Below are 15,225 nucleotides of genomic sequence, written 5' to 3'. Positions count from 1 at the left end.
CTTCGTCCTTAAGCCTTCTTGGCGGCAGCTTTCTCCGCCGCGATCGTCTTGATGCGCGCGATGTCCTTGCGGACCTGCTTGACGCGCGCGGTCTTCTCGAGCTGGCCGGTCGCCTTCTGGAAGCGCAGGTTGAACTGCTCCTTCTTCAGGCTGCCGAGCTCGTCGTTGAGCTGGTCGAGGGTCTTGGCCCTCACATCGGAGGCTTTCATTGATAAACCCTTTCCCTACTATTCGGCGATGCGCTGCACGAAGCGCGTGCGCACCGAAAGCTTGGCCGCGCCGAGGCGCAGCGCCTCGCGGGCGATCTCCTCGGAAACGCCGTCGATCTCGAACATGACGCGGCCCGGCTTGACGCGCGCCGCCCAGTAATCGACCGAGCCCTTGCCCTTGCCCATGCGGACTTCGGTCGGCTTCGACGTGACCGGCAGGTCCGGGAACACGCGGATCCACACCCGGCCCTGACGCTTCATCTGGCGGGTGATCGCGCGACGGGCCGCCTCGATCTCGCGCGCGGTGACGCGGTTCGGCTCAAGCGCCTTCAGGCCGAAGCCCCCGAAGTTGAGGTCCGTGCCACCCTTGGCTGCGCCATGGATGCGGCCCTTGAACTGCTTGCGGAACTTTGTGCGCTTTGGCTGCAGCATCGTTCTTCTCCAAAATTCCTATGGCTCTCAGGCGTTCTCGCGACGGCGCTGATGGCCGCCACCGCCGTGCTGCTCGCCCTCGACCGCGCGGCGCTCGGACGCCATCGGGTCGTGCTCGAGGATCTCGCCCTTGAACACCCACACCTTGACGCCGCAGATGCCGTAGGCGGTCTGCGCTTCGGCGGTGCCGTAGTCGACGTCGGCGCGCAGCGTGTGCAGCGGCACCCGGCCTTCACGGTACCATTCCATGCGGGCGATCTCGGCGCCGCCGAGGCGGCCGGCGCAGTTGATGCGGATGCCCTCGGCGCCCAGACGCATCGCCGACTGCACCGCGCGCTTCATGGCGCGACGGAACGCGACGCGGCGCTCGAGCTGCTGGGCGATCGACTGCGCGATCAGCTTGGCGTCGGTCTCGGGCTTGCGGACCTCGACGATGTTCAGGTGCGTCTCCGACTTGGTCATCTCGGTCAGCTTGCGACGCAGCTTCTCGATGTCGGCGCCCTTCTTGCCGATGATCAGGCCCGGCCGTGCGGCGTGAATGGTGACACGGCACTTCTTGTGCGGACGCTCGATCACGATCTTCGAGACGGCGGCCTGCTTCAGCTCCTTCTCGAGATACTCGCGGATCTTCAGGTCCTCGTGCAGCAGCTTGCCGTACTCGCCGGTGTTGGCGTACCAGCGCGAGTCCCAAGTGCGGTTGATGCCGAGACGCAGGCCGATCGGATTGATTTTCTGACCCATTATGCGGCCTCCTTCTCTTCGACTTCGCGCACGACGATCGTCAGATGCGAGAACGGCTTCTCGATGCGCGAGGCGCGGCCGCGGCCGCGGGCATGGAAGCGCTTCATCACGATCGACTTGCCGACATAGGCCTCGGCGACGACCAGCGAGTCGACGTCGAGCCCGTGGTTGTTCTCGGCGTTCGCGATGGCGGATTCCAGCGTCTTCTTCACGGTCGAAGCGATGCGCTTGCGCGAGAATTCGAGGTCGGCGAGCGCGGTGTCGACCGCCTTGCCGCGGATCAGCGCGGCAACGAGGTTCAGCTTCTGCGGGCTGATGCGGATCGTCCGCAGGACGGCGCGCGCCTCATTGTCGGCAAGCTTGCGCGGTGCCTTGGCCTTGCCCATCGTTACTTCCTCTTCGCCTTCTTGTCCGCGCCGTGGCCGTAATAGGTACGGGTGGGCGAGAACTCACCGAACTTGTGGCCGACCATCTCCTCGGTCACGTTGACCGGGACATGCTTCTGACCATTGTAGACGCCGAAGGTCAGGCCGACGAACTGCGGCAGGATGGTGGAGCGGCGGCTCCACATCTTGATCACTTCGTTGCGGCCGCTCTCGCGCACCTTATCCGCCTTCTTCAGCAAGTAGCCGTCGACGAAGGGGCCTTTCCAGATTGAACGGGTCATATCTATGCCCTTTCCTTAGCTCTTGCGCTGATGGCGCGAGCGCATGATGAACTTGTCGGTCGCCTTGTTGGACCGGGTGCGCTTGCCCTTGGTGGGCTTGCCCCACGGGGTCACCGGGTGACGGCCGCCGGAGGTGCGGCCTTCGCCGCCGCCGTGCGGGTGGTCGACCGGGTTCATGGCGACGCCGCGGTTGTGCGGGCGCTTGCCGCGCCAGCGCGTACGGCCGGCCTTGCCGTCGTTGATGTTGCCGTGCTCCGGGTTCGACACCGCGCCGACCGTCGCCATGCACGAGCCGTGAACGACGCGCTGCTCGCCCGAGTTGAGGCGCAGGATCGCATAGCCCTGGTCGCGGCCGACGAGCTGGACGTAGGCGCCGGCCGAACGGGCGATCTGGCCACCCTTGCCCGGCTTCAGCTCGACATTGTGGACGATCGTGCCGACCGGCATGGAGCCGAGCGGCATCGCGTTGCCCGGCTTCACGTCGGCGCTCTCGCCGGCGACGACCTTGTCGCCGACCGCGAGACGCTGCGGCGCCAGGATGTAGCTCAGCTCGCCGTCCTCGTACTTGATGAGCGCGATGAAGGCCGTGCGGTTCGGGTCGTACTCCAGGCGCTCCACCGTCGCCGACACGCCGAACTTGCGGCGCTTGAAGTCGATGATGCGGTAGGTGCGCTTGTGCCCGCCGCCGATGAAGCGGCTGGTGATGCGGCCGTAGTTGTTGCGGCCGCCGGACTTGGTCAGACCCTCGGTCAGGCCCTTGACGGGCTTGCCCTTGTAGAGACCGGAACGGTCCACGATCACGAGCTGGCGCGTGCCAGGCGTGATCGGATTGAATTTCTTGAGTGCCATCGTAGCCGTTCCTTAAAGTCCGGTGGCGACGTCGATCGAATGGCCTTCGGCCAGCGTCACGACAGCCTTCTTCACGTCGCTCTGGCGGCCAATGGTGCCGCGGAAACGCTTCACCTTGCCCTTGCGCAGCAGCGTGTTCACCGCCGTCACCTTCACGCCGAACAGCGCCTCGACGGCAGCCTTGATCTCCGGCTTCGTCGCCTTGCGGGCGACGTTGAAGACGATCTGGTTGTTCTCGGAAGCCATGGTCGACTTCTCGGTGATCGCCGGCGAGACGATCACGTCGTAGTGGCGAAGGTCAGTCATTTGAAGCGCTCCTCGAGAGCCTCGACCGCCGCCTTCGACAGGACAAGCGTGCCGCGACGCAGAATGTCGTACACGTTGATGCCCTGAACCGGCAGCACGTCGATGTTCGGAATGTTGGACGCCGCGCGGCGGAAGTTCTGGTCCACCTCGGCGCCGCCGATCAGCAGCGCGTTGGTCAGGCCGAGCTTGGCGAAATCCGCCACCAGGGCCTTGGTCTTGGCTTCCTTCATCGCCAGATCGTCGATGACGATCAGGCTGGCCGACTTCGCCTTGGCCGACAGCGCATGCTTCAGGCCGAGCGCGCGGACCTTCTTCGGCAGGTCGTGCTCATGGCTGCGCACGACCGGGCCGTGCGCCTTGCCGCCGCCGCGGAACTGCGGAGCGCGCGCCGAGGAGTGACGGGCGCGGCCCGTACCCTTCTGCTTGTACATCTTGGCGCCGGTGCGCGAGATCTCCGCGCGGCCTTTGGCCTTGTGCGTGCCCTGCTGCTTCTTGGCGAGCTGCCAGCGCACGACGCGCTGGAGGATATCCTCGCGCGGGTCGAGGCCGAAGATCTCGTCCGAGAGCTTGATCTCGCCGGCGGCCTTGCCGGCAATCGTGGTAATCTTGATCTCGACCATCACTCGGCCCCCTCGACAGCCGGAGCCTCAGCCTTCGCGGCGGCGCGGATGGCGGCCGGCTTCGGCGCATTTTCCGGAAGCGGCGCCTTGACGGCGTCACGCACATAAATCCACGAACCCTTCGAGCCGGGAACGGCGCCGCGAACCAGGATCAGCCCGCGGTCGGCATCCGTCGAGACCACTTCCAGGTTCTGGGTGGTGACGCGCACGTCGCCCATGTGGCCGGCCATCTTCTTGCCCTTGAACACCTTGCCCGGGTCCTGGCGCTGGCCGGTCGAACCGTGGATGCGGTGCGACAGCGAGTTACCGTGGGTCGCACGGCCGCCACGGAAGTTGTGGCGCTTCATGACACCCTGGAAGCCCTTGCCGATCGAGGTGCCCGTCACGTCGACCTTCTGGCCGGCGACGAAATGCTCGGCCGTGATCTCGGAGCCGACCTCGATGAGGTTGTCCGGCGACACGCGGAACTCCGCGACCTTGGCCTTCGGCTCGACGGAGGCGGCGGCGAAATGGCCGCGCAGCGCCTTCGACGTGTTCTTCACCTTGGCAGAGCCGACGCCGAGCTGGACGGCCGTGTAGCCGTTCTTGTCCTGGGTACGCTGGGCGACGACCTGGAGGTTCTCCACGAGGAGGACCGTCACCGGCACGTGCTCGCCTGCGTCGTTGTAGACGCGCGTCATCCCGACTTTCTGTGCGATAACACCTGAACGCATCAGTCTTGTTCCTTCAGAGGAGCCATTGGGAAATCCCGCCGGCTCATGGTTTCGCTCCCTAGAGCTTGATCTCGACGTCGACGCCGGCGGCCAGGTCGAGCTTCATCAGCGCATCGACGGTCTGCGGGGTCGGGTCGACGATGTCGAGAAGACGCTTGTGGGTGCGCATCTCGAACTGCTCGCGGCTCTTCTTGTCGATGTGCGGCGAGCGGTTGACGGTGAATTTCTCGATCCGCGTCGGCAGCGGGATGGGGCCGCGTACATTGGCCCCGGTGCGTTTCGCCGTCGACACGATCTCGCGCGTCGAAGCATCGAGCACCCGGTGGTCGAACGCCTTGAGGCGGATACGGATGTTCTGGCCGTTCATCTGGTCGGTTCCTTCAAGTCTTCGCGGGCGCGGGCTAGGCTCGCGCCCGCGACAGACCCTGTTGCTCTTTTTATTCCGTGATGGATGCGACGATGCCGGCGCCGACGGTACGTCCGCCTTCACGGATGGCGAAGCGGAGCTTCTCCTCCATGGCGATCGGCACGATCAGGGTGACGTCGACCGTCACGTTGTCGCCCGGCATCACCATCTCCGTGCCTTCCGGCAGCGTCACGATGCCCGTCACGTCCGTCGTGCGGAAGTAGAACTGCGGACGGTAGTTGGTGAAGAACGGCGTGTGACGGCCACCCTCCTCCTTCGTCAGGATGTAGGCCTCGGCCTTGAACTTGGTGTGCGGCTTGACCGAGCCGGGCTTGGCCAGAACCTGGCCGCGCTCCACGCCCTCGCGGTCGACGCCGCGCAGCAGCGCGCCGATGTTGTCGCCAGCCTGGCCCTGGTCGAGCAGCTTGCGGAACATCTCGACGCCCGTGCAGGTCGTCTTCGTCGTCGGGCGGATGCCGACGATCTCGACTTCCTCGCCGACCTTGACGATGCCGCGCTCGACGCGACCCGTCACCACCGTGCCGCGGCCCGAGATCGAGAACACGTCCTCGATCGGCATCAGGAACGGCTGGTCGATCGGACGCTCCGGCGTCGGGATGTAGCGGTCGACCTCGGCCATCAGCTTGCGAACCGCGTCCTCGCCGATCTCCTTGTTCGAATCCTCGAGCGCGGCCAGCGCCGAGCCCGCGACGATCGGAATGTCGTCGCCCGGGAACTCGTAGGCCGACAGAAGCTCGCGGACCTCGAGCTCGACCAGCTCCAGAAGCTCGGCGTCGTCGACCTGGTCCACCTTGTTCAGGAACACCACGATCGCCGGAACGCCGACCTGACGCGCCAGAAGAATGTGCTCGCGCGTCTGCGGCATCGGGCCGTCGGCCGCCGAAACCACAAGGATCGCGCCGTCCATCTGCGCCGCGCCCGTGATCATGTTCTTCACATAGTCCGCGTGGCCCGGGCAGTCGACATGCGCGTAGTGCCGCGCTTCCGTCTCGTACTCGACATGCGACGTCGAGATCGTGATGCCGCGCGCCTTCTCCTCAGGCGCGTTGTCGATCTGGTCATACGCACGGAAATCACCGAAATACTTCGTGATCGCCGCCGTCAGCGACGTCTTCCCATGGTCAACGTGACCAATCGTGCCAATGTTAACGTGCGGCTTGTTACGCTCAAACTTACCCTTGGCCATCTGAATTCTCCATTCCTTGCGCGCCCGTCCGGGCTGGTCTCGTCTACTCGCGGCCGGCGCGCGGCTACGCGTACTTCTTCTGGATTTCCTGAGCCACGGCGGTCGGCACCGGCTCGTAATGGTCGAACTGCATCGTGTACTGGGCGCGGCCCTGCGACATCGAGCGCAGCGTGTCGACATACTTGAACATGTTGGCCAGCGGCACCATCGCGTTGATCACGACGGCGATGCCGCGGGCTTCCTGGCCCTGGATCTGGCCGCGACGGCCGTTGAGATCGCCGATCACCGAGCCGACATAGTCTTCCGGCGTCACGACCTCGACCTTCATGATCGGCTCGAGCAGCTGGGCGCCGGCCTTCTGCGCACCCTCGCGGAACGCCGCGCGGGACGCGATCTCGAAGGCGAGCACCGAGGAGTCGACGTCGTGGTAGGCGCCGTCGATCAGGGTCGCCTTGACGCCGAGCATCGGGAAGCCGGCGAGCGGGCCGGACGACAGGACGCTCTGGATGCCCTTCTCGACGCCGGGGATGTATTCCTTCGGCACCGAGCCGCCGACGATCTTGGACTCGAACAGGAAGTCCTCGCCCTCCGGGTTCGGCTCGAACACGATCTTGACGCGCGCGAACTGGCCCGAACCGCCGGTCTGCTTCTTGTGGGTATAGTCGATCTCGGCGGCGCGGGTGATCGTCTCGCGATAGGCCACCTGCGGCGCGCCGACATTGGCCTCGACCTTGAACTCGCGACGCATGCGGTCGACGATGATGTCGAGGTGAAGCTCGCCCATGCCGGCGATGATCGTCTGGCCGCTTTCCTCGTCGGTCTTGACGCGGAAGGACGGGTCCTCAGCCGCGAGACGGTTGAGCGCCAGGCCCATCTTCTCCTGGTCGTTCTTGGTCTTCGGCTCGATGGCGATCTGGATCACCGGATCCGGGAACTCCATGCGCTCGAGGATCACCGGCTTCAGCGGGTCGCACAGCGTGTCGCCCGTGGTGGTGTCCTTGAGGCCGGCCAGCGCCACGATGTCGCCGGCATAGGCCTCCTCGATGTCCTCGCGGGAATTCGAGTGCATCTGCAGCATGCGGCCGATGCGCTCCTTCTTGCCCTTGACGGTGTTCTCGAGCGAGATGCCCTTCTTGAGAACGCCCGAATAGATGCGCGCGAAGGTCAGCGAGCCGACGAACGGGTCGTTCATGATCTTGAACGCCAGCATCGACAGCGGCTCTTCGTCCGACGACTTGCGGGTGATCTCAGCCTCGGTCTTCGGATCGATGCCCTTGATGGCCGGCACTTCGTTCGGCGCCGGCAGGAAGTCGACCACCGCATCAAGAAGCGGCTGCACGCCCTTGTTCTTGAACGCCGTACCGCAGAACATCGGGTGGAACTTCACGTCGATGGTGCCGATGCGGATCAGGCGGCGCAGCTCGTCGTTCGACGGGATGTTGCCTTCGAGATAGGCTTCCATCGCGGCTTCGTCGATCTCGACGACGGTCTCGATGAGCTTCTCGCGGTATTCCTCGGCCTTGGCCTTCATGTCTTCCGGGATCTCGACGACGTCCCACTGGGCGCCGAGCGATTCGTCGCGCCAGACGAGAGCGTTCATCTCGACGAGGTCGATGACGCCCTTGAAGTCGCTTTCAGCTCCGATCGGCAGCTGCATGACGACTGCGGTCGCACCGAGACGCGACTTGATCATGGACACCGAGCGGTAGAAGTCCGCGCCGGTCTTGTCCATCTTGTTGCAGAAGATCATGCGCGGAACGTTGTACTTCTCAGCCTGACGCCAGACGGTTTCCGTCTGCGGCTCTACGCCGGCGTTGGCATCGAGAAGGGCGATCGCACCGTCGAGTACGCGCAGCGAACGCTCGACTTCGATGGTGAAGTCGACGTGGCCGGGGGTGTCGATGATGTTGAAGCGGCGGGTCTTGCCGTCACGGCCCTTCCAGAAGGTCGTGGTGGCAGCCGACGTGATCGTGATGCCGCGTTCCTGTTCCTGCTCCATCCAGTCCATCGTGGCGGCGCCGTCATGGACTTCGCCGATCTTGTGGGACTTGCCGGTGTAGTAGAGGATGCGTTCGGTCGTCGTCGTCTTGCCGGCGTCGATATGCGCCATGATACCGAAATTACGGTAGTCTTCGATTTTGTATTCGCGAGCCATTTCGGACTCCTTTCGAGACGTTAGTTTCGGTTACCAGCGGTAGTGCGAGAATGCACGGTTGGCGTCAGCCATCTTGTGCGTGTCTTCGCGCTTCTTCACTGCACTGCCGCGATTGTTCGCTGCGTCCATGAGTTCGCCGGAAAGGCGCTCGACCATGGTCGTTTCGTTACGCTTGCGGGCAGCTGCGATCAGCCAACGGATTGCGAGAGCCTGACGGCGCTCCGGGCGAACGTCGACCGGAACCTGGTAGGTCGCACCACCGACGCGACGCGAACGCACTTCGACGTGCGGGGCGACGTTGTCGAGCGCCTGATGGAACAGAGCCACCGGCTCCTGCTTCGCCTTCGACTGCACCTGATCCAGCGCGCCATAGACGATCGACTCGGCCGTGGACTTCTTGCCGTGGAGCATCACGGCATTCATGAACTTGGTGATGATGAGATCGCCGAACTTGGGGTCCGGGTTGATCTCGCGCTTTTCTGCTCTGTGGCGTCGGGACATACTTTTTGTCTCTCACGATCGTCGGCAGCGGCACAGTTGAAAAAAGCGCCGAAGCCGGGAAAACCCTTACTTCGGACGCTTCGCGCCGTACTTGGAGCGGCGCTGCTTGCGGTTCTTCACGCCCTGCGTGTCGAGCACGCCGCGGATGATATGGTAGCGCACACCCGGAAGGTCCTTCACGCGGCCGCCGCGGATCATGACCACGGAGTGCTCCTGAAGGTTGTGGCCTTCGCCCGGAATGTAGCCGATCACCTCGAAGCCGTTGACGAGGCGGATCTTCGCAACCTTGCGCAGAGCCGAGTTGGGCTTCTTCGGCGTCGTCGTGTAGACGCGCGTGCAAACGCCCCGCTTCTGCGGGTTGGCCTGCATGGCCGGAACCTTGTTGCGCTTCACCGGCGCGGTGCGCGGCTTGCGGATCAGCTGGTTGACGGTAGGCATCAAACCTTCCTTCTATCTCAAAACCCGTGTCTCAAACCCTGTTCAGGGCCGTTTCGGCGATATTTCCATACGGCAATTCGGGCACCAAACCACCTCCGGCGGTCCTGCCCGAACAAAACGCAGAGGAAACGGATGCCCGTTTCATGCAAGCCGGCAATGTCTAGTCGCTCGTAAAACGAACCCTGTTTGAGGCGAACTCCGGGACGCGGCGTCCCGAACGAACAAGCCTCACATCGGCTCAGACGAGGCGGCTTCTACTCGCAACGCCCGCGACCGTCAAGCCCCGGCGCCTCAAGAAACGCGCGGCTTCGGCCATATTTCGCGCCGGCGCGGGCCTGTATAATATAATTGCGCGGCCGCCCTTCGCAAACGGCCTTCCGCTTCGGCTTCGCCTGTCGCGGCGGCGGGAATCGTGCGAAACAGGGGCGTCAGTGGAGAGAGAATCCCGTGAACGACAACGATCAGAAGCCTGTCACCATCATCATCGGGCGCGTCTGGCGCGACAAGGGCGCAGAATCGCAGGGCGTTCATGTGATGCTGACGGCCCCCGACGACGATTCCGCCGTGCGCAAGGCGCTGGAGGCGCTGGCGGCTGAAGGCTATGCCGAAGCCGAGCTCGACCAGATTGGCGACATGGAAGGCGCGCCCGACGAGGAGCCGCATCTTTCGGCCTGGCAGGGCGCCCTCGAGGGCGAAGTGTCGATCATCACCTTCGACGAGCCGCTCTGATTCCGTCCGCCAAGTGGCGGGGCTCCGCCGGATGATTCCGTCCGCCTGCGAAAGCCCTATTTCGCCTTCCCGCGCAGCCGCGCCCACATCCCTGCCCGCGGCCGCCATTCGCTGACGATCACCGCGGCGACGATCAGCGCGCCGCCGAGGAGCGCGAGCGGCGGCAGCCGGTCGCCGGCGATGCGGCCGAAGATGCCGCCCCACACCGGCTCGCCGGCATAGATCAGCGTCGCCCGCGTCGGCGGAACGACCTTCTGCGCCCAGTTCATCGTCAGCTGGATCAGCGCGCTCGCCAGCCCGAGGCCGACGGCGCAGGAAAACCACACCCAATGGAAGGCGGGAACCGCCTCGCCGACGAGCGGCATGGCCGCGAGCGACATCGTCCCGCCGGCGAGCAGCTGGACGGCGGTGACGCGCCGGCTGTCGACGCCGGACGCGAAGCCGCCGATCATGATGATCTCGGCGGCGATGGCGAGCGCGCCGACGAGCGTGACGACCTCGCCGGCCGAGAGCGTGAGATGGCCGGCATCCGGCCCGGCGAGCAAAGCGAGGCCGACAAAGGCGAGGCCGATGCCGATCCAGCTCATCAGCGACGGGCGGCGGCGCAGGACGAGCCATTGCAGCAGCGGCACCATCGGCACGTAGAGCGCGGTGATGAACGCCGACTGGCTGCTGGTGATGGTCTTCAGGCCGTGGCTCTGAAGCGCGTAGCCGAGGAACAGCGCGGTGCCGATCGCCGTCCCCGCCTTGACCTCGCGCCATGTCAGGCCGCGCATCGCCTTGCGGAAGACCAGCGCGGCCATCGCACCGGCGATCAGGAACCGCACGCCGACGAAGAACAGCGCGCCGCTGTGCTGCATCGCCCATTGCACGATGAGGAAGGTCGCCCCCCAGACCATCGTGATCGAGACCAGCGCGAGCTCGTGCCGGGATATGGAAATCGGGAAGGACGTCATCGGAAGCCGAGGGGCGGGACGGGGAAACGGAAGGGATGGGTATGCCAAGCTGCGGCCGGGCCGGCGGCCGGCCTAGTGCTCCGCCACCCGGGCGGCGACCCGCCTGTCGGCCTCGCTGTCGCTTGCCCCGAGCCCGGACGCCACGCCCTCGCGGTCGGCCTGCGGCCGGTTCTGGCTCATCTTGCGCTTGCCCTCGATGCGGGTGATCGGCATGCGCAGGCCGACGATGCCGCGAAGCTGGGCGTCGATATAGCTGCCCGGCGCGTCGCTCACGGCCCAGGGATCGGCGCGCGGCCGCTCGTAAAGCTCGGTCAGCCGGGTGACGGCGTCGCGCAGCCTTTCCCTGTCGTCGAAGAACTCCACCGGCCCGTAGGCGTGGACGGCCTCGTAGTTCCATGTCGGCACGACCTTGCCGTGCTCGCGCTTCGACGGATACCAGGTCGGCGTGACATAGGCGTCGGGGCCGGCGAAGATCGCCATCGCCTCGCAGGACGGCTCCAGCTTCCATTGCGGGTTGGCCCGCGCCAGATGCCCGTAGAGCGTGCCGGCCTCGCCTTCCGTCTCGACTAGGAACAGCGGCAGCGGCGTCGCGACGAGGCCCTCGGCCGTCGCCGTCACCAGCGTCGCCAGCCGCGCCCCGCGCATGATGGCACGCAGCGTGTAGGGGTCGTCCTCACGAAAGGCGGGCGGCGTGTACATGGCTCCAACCTATCATCGCGAATGCGCGCCGTCCGGGAAAACCGATGGGCCAGCAATGGCGCGCGCTCAATGTCCCTCGAAGGAAACCAGCGTCCGGACGGAAATGCCGAGCGCCTCGAGCTTGGCCCGGCCGCCGAGGTCGGGAAGGTCGATGACGAAGCAGGCCGAGACGATCTCGGCTCCCATCTGCCGGATCAGCTTGACCGCGCCCTCGGCCGTGCCACCGGTCGCGATCAGGTCGTCGACGAGGATCACCTTCTCGCCCGGCGCGACCGCGTCGCGGTGCATCTCCATCTCGTCCAGCCCGTATTCGAGGCTGTAGGCGACGCGCACCGTCTCGTGCGGCAGCTTGCCCTTCTTGCGGATCGGCACGAAGCCGGCGGAAAGCTGGTGGGCGACGGCGCCGCCGAGGATGAAGCCCCGCGCCTCCATGCCGGTGATCTTGTCGATCTTGGAGCCGGCCCACGGATGAACCAGCTCGTCGACGGCGCGGCGGAAGGCGCGCGCATTGCCGAGCAGCGTGGTGATGTCGCGGAACAGGATGCCGGGCCGCGGATAGTCGGGAATGGTGCGGATCGCGGCGCGCAGCGTGTCTTCAAGCGACGATGTCATGGACGATCCCGCGGTTCTGGGTCGATGTGGACCCGATTGCCCTGCCACAGTGATGGCCGGAACGCGGGCGAAAGAAAAGGGGCGGCTAGCCGCCGCCCCCGAACTTTCGCATCCGCATGCGGCTGCGATCAATGGTCGATCTGCGACCAGACCTTGCGCTTGGTGAGGTAGACCAGCGCGCCGAACAACGCCAGGAACACCATCACGTTGAAGCCGGTGCGCTTGCGCGCCTCGAGGTGCGGCTCGGCCGCCCACATCAGGAACGCGGTGATGTCGCGCGCATGCTGGTCGAGCGTCGCGGGCGTGCCGTCCGCGTAGGTGAACTGCTCGTCGAACAGCGGCGGCGCCATCGACAGCACCGCGCCCGAAAGGAAGTGCGGGTTGTAGTAGGTGCCGGGCTGGACGTCGACATGCTCGGGAACGTCCTCCTCGTAGCCGGTCAGCAGGTTGTAGATATAGTCCGGCCCGCTTTCGGCATACTGGGTGAAGATGTCGAAGACGAAAGTCGGGAAGCCGCGCTCCACCGCCCTCGCCTTGGCGATCAGCGAGAAGTCGGGCGGCACCGCGCCGTTGTTCGAGACCGCCGCCGTCTCCGGGTTCGGATAGGGCGAAGGGAAGCGGTCGGAGGGAATGCCGGGCCGCATGAACATCTCGCCGTCGGCGTTGGGGCCGTCCTCGACCTCGTACTCGGCGGCGAGCGCGCGCACCTGCTCGTCGCTGTAGCCGAGCGCCTCGAGATTGCGGAAGGCGACCAGCTCCATCGAATGGCAGGACGAGCAGGATTCGCGGTAGATCATCAGGCCCCGCTGGAGCTGGCCCTTGTCGTAGGTGCCGAACGGGCCGGAGAACGTCCACTCCTGCGGCACGGGCTTCTTCAGCGGGTACTCGGCCGCCTCGGCGGCGCTGATCGAGCCGAAGGCGATGCCGAATGCCGCCAGTCCCTTGAGAATTGTCTTCATGGTCAAGTCCTTGTCTCTTCCAGGGACGGCTCAGTTGGTGGACTGCGGCGCAGCCGCGGTCTTGTTCTTCTCCAGCACCGCCTCGGTGATCGAGTTCGGCAACCGGCGCGGTGTCTCGATCAGGCCGAGGACCGGCATGATGATGAGGAAGAACGCGAAGTAGTAGAACGTGCCGATCTGCGACATGATCACATACGCCCCTTCGGCCGGGCGCGAACCGAGCCAGCCCAGGAACACCGTGTCGATGACGAAGAGCCAGAAGAACAGCTTGTACCAGGGACGGTAGACCGCCGAGCGCACCTTCGAGGTGTCGAGCCACGGCACGAAGAACAGCACCGCGATCGCGCCGAACATGGCGAGCACGCCGCCGAGCTTGGAGTCGATCGGGCCGATGTTGAAGGTGATGGCGCGCAGGATCGCGTAGAACGGCAGGTAGTACCATTCGGGGACGATATGCGCCGGCGTCTTCAGCGGGTCGGCCGGGATGTAGTTGTCCGGATGGCCAAGATAGTTCGGCATGTAGAAGACGAAGTAGGCGAACACCGCCAGGAACACGACCATGGCGAACCCGTCCTTGATGGTCGCGTAGGGCGTGAACGGCACGGTGTCGGTCTTGTGCTTGATCTCGATGCCGGTCGGGTTGGTCTGGCCGGTGACATGGAACGCCCAGACGTGGAGCACCACGACGCCCGCGATCATGAAGGGCAGTAGGTAGTGCAGCGAGAAGAAGCGGTTCAGCGTCGGGTTGTCGACCGCGAAGCCGCCGAGCAGAAGCTGCTGGATCCACTCGCCGACCAGCGGAATGGCGGTGAAGAAGCCGGTGATGACGGTGGCGCCCCAGAAGCTCATCTGGCCCCACGGCAGCACGTAGCCCATGAAGCCGGTGGCCATCATCAGGAGGTAGAGGATCACGCCGAGGATCCACACCACCTCGCGCGGCGCCTTGTAGGAGCCGTAATAGAGGCCGCGGAAGATATGGATATAGACCGCGATGAAGAAGAACGACGCGCCGTTGGCATGGAGATAGCGCAGCAGCCAGCCGGAATTCACGTCGCGCATGATCTTCTCGACCGAGCCGAAGGCGAGCTCCGTCGACGCCGCATAGTGCATGGCCAGCACGATGCCGGTGACGATCTGCACCACCAGCATCATCGCGAGGATGCCACCGAAGGTGTAGGCGTAGTTCAGGTTGCGCGGCACCGGATAGGCGATGAAGGAATCGTAGACGAGACGCGGCACCGGCAGGCGCGAGTCCATCCAGCGGCCGAGGCCGGTCTTGGGCGTATAGGTCGAGTGTCCACCGCTCATGGTCTGATGCTCTCTCTGCCTCAACCGATCCGGATGACCGAGTCGGAAATGAATTGGAATGTCGGGACCGGGAGGTTGGTCGGCGCCGGGCCGGTGCGGATGCGCCCGGCGGTATCGTAGTGCGAGCCGTGGCAGGGGCAGAACCAGCCGCCGAAATCGCCCGCCTGGCCGAGCGGCACGCAGCCGAGATGGGTGCAGGAGCCGATCATGACGATCCAGTTCTCCTTGCCCTCGCCGGCGGAGCGCGAAAGGTCGTCGGCCGGGGCGTCGGCGGCGATGTTGTCGTTGCGCGCGACCGGGTCCTTGAGGTCGCCGAGCGGCACGGCCTTGGCGGCCTCGACCTCTTCGTCGGTGCGGTTGCGGATGAAGATCGGCTTGCCGCGCCACTTCGCGGTCACCGACATGCCGGGCTCGATCGAGGAAATGTCGACGTCGATGGTCGCCAGCGCCAGCGTCGAGGCGTCCGGCCGCATCTGGTCGATGAAGGGCCATACGGCCGCGCCTGCGCCGACGACGCCGGTCACGGCGGTAGCGATGTAGAGGAAATCGCGACGGTTATGTTCGGTGGCTTCGTTCGCGCTCACGGGGACCGGGTCCTTTCGCCTTATTTTCACCGGCAGGAACCCGCATAACCATAGCCCGACTCACAGTCACCTTTCCTTGCAGATGTGCTGGCGGCTGGCGACGGCTGGCGGATTCCCCCTGCATTTGGCGAAGG

General features: G+C 65.3%; 21 protein-coding genes. 1 reads left to right on the top strand and 20 read right to left on the bottom strand.

Features of this window, described 5'->3' with window-relative positions:
* Positions 1 to 8: 8 nt before the first annotated feature.
* The 14 genes from rpmC to rpsL all read right to left on the bottom strand — a co-directional run bounded on the left by rpmC (position 9) and on the right by rpsL (position 9,244).
* Complete coding sequence (rpmC, locus tag M9945_RS17275; protein ID WP_367931228.1) at positions 9 to 209, bottom strand: 50S ribosomal protein L29; 201 nt, start codon at positions 207 to 209, stop codon at positions 9 to 11.
* Between the two features lie 18 nt (positions 210 to 227).
* Entirely contained in the window at positions 228 to 641 is a 414-nt protein-coding gene (gene rplP / locus M9945_RS17270; RefSeq protein ID WP_148913241.1) for a 50S ribosomal protein L16, read from the bottom strand.
* Between the two features lie 27 nt (positions 642 to 668).
* The gene (gene rpsC / locus M9945_RS17265) at positions 669 to 1,382 is read right to left on the bottom strand and encodes a 30S ribosomal protein S3 (protein WP_367931229.1); all 714 of its coding nucleotides are present in this window, start codon (positions 1,380 to 1,382) and stop codon (positions 669 to 671) included.
* Positions 1,382 to 1,768, bottom strand: a complete 387-nt coding sequence (gene rplV, locus M9945_RS17260; RefSeq protein WP_367931230.1) for a 50S ribosomal protein L22 — start codon at positions 1,766 to 1,768, stop codon at positions 1,382 to 1,384. Before rplV ends, rpsC begins: the two co-directional genes overlap by 1 nt.
* A 2-nt stretch (positions 1,769 to 1,770) precedes the next feature.
* On the bottom strand, positions 1,771 to 2,049 hold the full coding sequence (rpsS, locus tag M9945_RS17255; protein WP_367945563.1) for a 30S ribosomal protein S19: 279 nt from the start codon (positions 2,047 to 2,049) through the stop codon (positions 1,771 to 1,773).
* A gap of 15 nt (positions 2,050 to 2,064) precedes the next feature.
* Complete coding sequence (gene rplB, locus M9945_RS17250; protein WP_367945562.1) at positions 2,065 to 2,898, bottom strand: 50S ribosomal protein L2; 834 nt, start codon at positions 2,896 to 2,898, stop codon at positions 2,065 to 2,067.
* A 12-nt stretch (positions 2,899 to 2,910) separates the two neighbouring features.
* Positions 2,911 to 3,204 carry a 50S ribosomal protein L23 gene (locus M9945_RS17245; protein WP_367945561.1) on the bottom strand — a complete coding sequence of 98 codons (294 nt, stop codon included), beginning with the start codon at positions 3,202 to 3,204 and terminating at the stop codon, positions 2,911 to 2,913.
* Positions 3,201 to 3,824 (bottom strand): 50S ribosomal protein L4, encoded by a 624-nt coding sequence (gene rplD, locus M9945_RS17240; RefSeq protein ID WP_367931234.1) that lies wholly within the window; start codon positions 3,822 to 3,824, stop codon positions 3,201 to 3,203. The genes M9945_RS17245 and rplD overlap by 4 nt, the downstream gene beginning before the upstream one ends.
* Complete coding sequence (gene rplC / locus M9945_RS17235) at positions 3,824 to 4,537, bottom strand: 50S ribosomal protein L3 (protein WP_367945560.1); 714 nt, start codon at positions 4,535 to 4,537, stop codon at positions 3,824 to 3,826. The genes rplD and rplC overlap by 1 nt, the downstream gene beginning before the upstream one ends.
* A gap of 58 nt (positions 4,538 to 4,595) precedes the next feature.
* Positions 4,596 to 4,904: a 30S ribosomal protein S10 gene (gene rpsJ / locus M9945_RS17230; RefSeq protein ID WP_007066362.1), complete on the bottom strand. Its 309-nt coding sequence runs from the start codon at positions 4,902 to 4,904 to the stop codon at positions 4,596 to 4,598.
* 70 nt (positions 4,905 to 4,974) lie between these two features.
* Positions 4,975 to 6,150: an elongation factor Tu gene (tuf, locus tag M9945_RS17225; protein ID WP_367945559.1), complete on the bottom strand. Its 1,176-nt coding sequence runs from the start codon at positions 6,148 to 6,150 to the stop codon at positions 4,975 to 4,977.
* A gap of 64 nt (positions 6,151 to 6,214) precedes the next feature.
* Positions 6,215 to 8,305, bottom strand: a complete 2,091-nt coding sequence (fusA, locus tag M9945_RS17220) for an elongation factor G (protein WP_367945558.1) — start codon at positions 8,303 to 8,305, stop codon at positions 6,215 to 6,217.
* Between the two features lie 30 nt (positions 8,306 to 8,335).
* Positions 8,336 to 8,806 (bottom strand): 30S ribosomal protein S7, encoded by a 471-nt coding sequence (gene rpsG, locus M9945_RS17215; RefSeq protein WP_367945557.1) that lies wholly within the window; start codon positions 8,804 to 8,806, stop codon positions 8,336 to 8,338.
* A 66-nt stretch (positions 8,807 to 8,872) separates the two neighbouring features.
* Positions 8,873 to 9,244, bottom strand: a complete 372-nt coding sequence (gene rpsL / locus M9945_RS17210) for a 30S ribosomal protein S12 (RefSeq protein WP_126702529.1) — start codon at positions 9,242 to 9,244, stop codon at positions 8,873 to 8,875.
* Between the two features lie 447 nt (positions 9,245 to 9,691).
* On the opposite strand from rpsL, the gene M9945_RS17205 reads away from it, so the two are divergent.
* Entirely contained in the window at positions 9,692 to 9,973 is a 282-nt protein-coding gene (locus tag M9945_RS17205) for a transcriptional regulator (protein ID WP_367929548.1), read from the top strand.
* A 56-nt stretch (positions 9,974 to 10,029) separates the two neighbouring features.
* Here M9945_RS17205 and M9945_RS17200 read toward each other — a convergent pair whose 3' ends face one another.
* The 6 genes from M9945_RS17200 to petA all read right to left on the bottom strand — a co-directional run bounded on the left by M9945_RS17200 (position 10,030) and on the right by petA (position 15,091).
* Positions 10,030 to 10,929, bottom strand: coding sequence for a DMT family transporter (locus M9945_RS17200; RefSeq protein WP_367929547.1), 900 nt, complete (start codon positions 10,927 to 10,929; stop codon positions 10,030 to 10,032).
* A gap of 72 nt (positions 10,930 to 11,001) precedes the next feature.
* Positions 11,002 to 11,628, bottom strand: a complete 627-nt coding sequence (locus tag M9945_RS17195) for an FMN-binding negative transcriptional regulator (protein ID WP_367945556.1) — start codon at positions 11,626 to 11,628, stop codon at positions 11,002 to 11,004.
* Between the two features lie 66 nt (positions 11,629 to 11,694).
* A complete protein-coding gene (locus tag M9945_RS17190; protein ID WP_367945555.1) occupies positions 11,695 to 12,240 on the bottom strand; it encodes an adenine phosphoribosyltransferase in 546 nt (181 codons plus the stop codon).
* 128 nt (positions 12,241 to 12,368) lie between these two features.
* A complete protein-coding gene (locus M9945_RS17185) occupies positions 12,369 to 13,199 on the bottom strand; it encodes a cytochrome c1 (RefSeq protein ID WP_367945554.1) in 831 nt (276 codons plus the stop codon).
* A gap of 30 nt (positions 13,200 to 13,229) precedes the next feature.
* Positions 13,230 to 14,507: a cytochrome bc complex cytochrome b subunit gene (locus M9945_RS17180; RefSeq protein WP_367945553.1), complete on the bottom strand. Its 1,278-nt coding sequence runs from the start codon at positions 14,505 to 14,507 to the stop codon at positions 13,230 to 13,232.
* A 20-nt stretch (positions 14,508 to 14,527) separates the two neighbouring features.
* On the bottom strand, positions 14,528 to 15,091 hold the full coding sequence (petA, locus tag M9945_RS17175; RefSeq protein ID WP_367929538.1) for a ubiquinol-cytochrome c reductase iron-sulfur subunit: 564 nt from the start codon (positions 15,089 to 15,091) through the stop codon (positions 14,528 to 14,530).
* Between the last annotated feature and the right edge of the window lie 134 nt (positions 15,092 to 15,225).

This window comes from Aquamicrobium sp., assembly GCF_023954335.1.
Lineage (GTDB): Bacteria > Pseudomonadota > Alphaproteobacteria > Rhizobiales > Rhizobiaceae > Aerobium.
Note: the sequence above shows the minus strand (reverse complement) of the source record. Positions and strands in the feature narration are given on the sequence as shown.

Excerpts from the sequence above, each read along its gene's own strand:
- rpmC (WP_367931228.1), bottom strand. The coding sequence starts at position 209 with ATGAAAGCCTCCGATGTGAGGGCCAAGACCCTCGACCAGCTCAACGAC.
- rplP (WP_148913241.1), bottom strand. The coding sequence starts at position 641 with ATGCTGCAGCCAAAGCGCACAAAGTTCCGCAAGCAGTTCAAGGGCCGC.
- rpsC (WP_367931229.1), bottom strand. The coding sequence starts at position 1,382 with ATGGGTCAGAAAATCAATCCGATCGGCCTGCGTCTCGGCATCAACCGC.
- rplV (WP_367931230.1), bottom strand. The coding sequence starts at position 1,768 with ATGGGCAAGGCCAAGGCACCGCGCAAGCTTGCCGACAATGAGGCGCGC.
- rpsS (WP_367945563.1), bottom strand. The coding sequence starts at position 2,049 with ATGACCCGTTCAATCTGGAAAGGCCCCTTCGTCGACGGCTACTTGCTG.
- rplB (WP_367945562.1), bottom strand. The coding sequence starts at position 2,898 with ATGGCACTCAAGAAATTCAATCCGATCACGCCTGGCACGCGCCAGCTC.
- M9945_RS17245 (WP_367945561.1), bottom strand. The coding sequence starts at position 3,204 with ATGACTGACCTTCGCCACTACGACGTGATCGTCTCGCCGGCGATCACC.
- rplD (WP_367931234.1), bottom strand. The coding sequence starts at position 3,824 with ATGGTCGAGATCAAGATTACCACGATTGCCGGCAAGGCCGCCGGCGAG.
- rplC (WP_367945560.1), bottom strand. The coding sequence starts at position 4,537 with ATGCGTTCAGGTGTTATCGCACAGAAAGTCGGGATGACGCGCGTCTAC.
- rpsJ (WP_007066362.1), bottom strand. The coding sequence starts at position 4,904 with ATGAACGGCCAGAACATCCGTATCCGCCTCAAGGCGTTCGACCACCGG.
- tuf (WP_367945559.1), bottom strand. The coding sequence starts at position 6,150 with ATGGCCAAGGGTAAGTTTGAGCGTAACAAGCCGCACGTTAACATTGGC.
- fusA (WP_367945558.1), bottom strand. The coding sequence starts at position 8,305 with ATGGCTCGCGAATACAAAATCGAAGACTACCGTAATTTCGGTATCATG.
- rpsG (WP_367945557.1), bottom strand. The coding sequence starts at position 8,806 with ATGTCCCGACGCCACAGAGCAGAAAAGCGCGAGATCAACCCGGACCCC.
- rpsL (WP_126702529.1), bottom strand. The coding sequence starts at position 9,244 with ATGCCTACCGTCAACCAGCTGATCCGCAAGCCGCGCACCGCGCCGGTG.
- M9945_RS17200 (WP_367929547.1), bottom strand. The coding sequence starts at position 10,929 with ATGACGTCCTTCCCGATTTCCATATCCCGGCACGAGCTCGCGCTGGTC.
- M9945_RS17195 (WP_367945556.1), bottom strand. The coding sequence starts at position 11,628 with ATGTACACGCCGCCCGCCTTTCGTGAGGACGACCCCTACACGCTGCGT.
- M9945_RS17190 (WP_367945555.1), bottom strand. The coding sequence starts at position 12,240 with ATGACATCGTCGCTTGAAGACACGCTGCGCGCCGCGATCCGCACCATT.
- M9945_RS17185 (WP_367945554.1), bottom strand. The coding sequence starts at position 13,199 with ATGAAGACAATTCTCAAGGGACTGGCGGCATTCGGCATCGCCTTCGGC.
- M9945_RS17180 (WP_367945553.1), bottom strand. The coding sequence starts at position 14,507 with ATGAGCGGTGGACACTCGACCTATACGCCCAAGACCGGCCTCGGCCGC.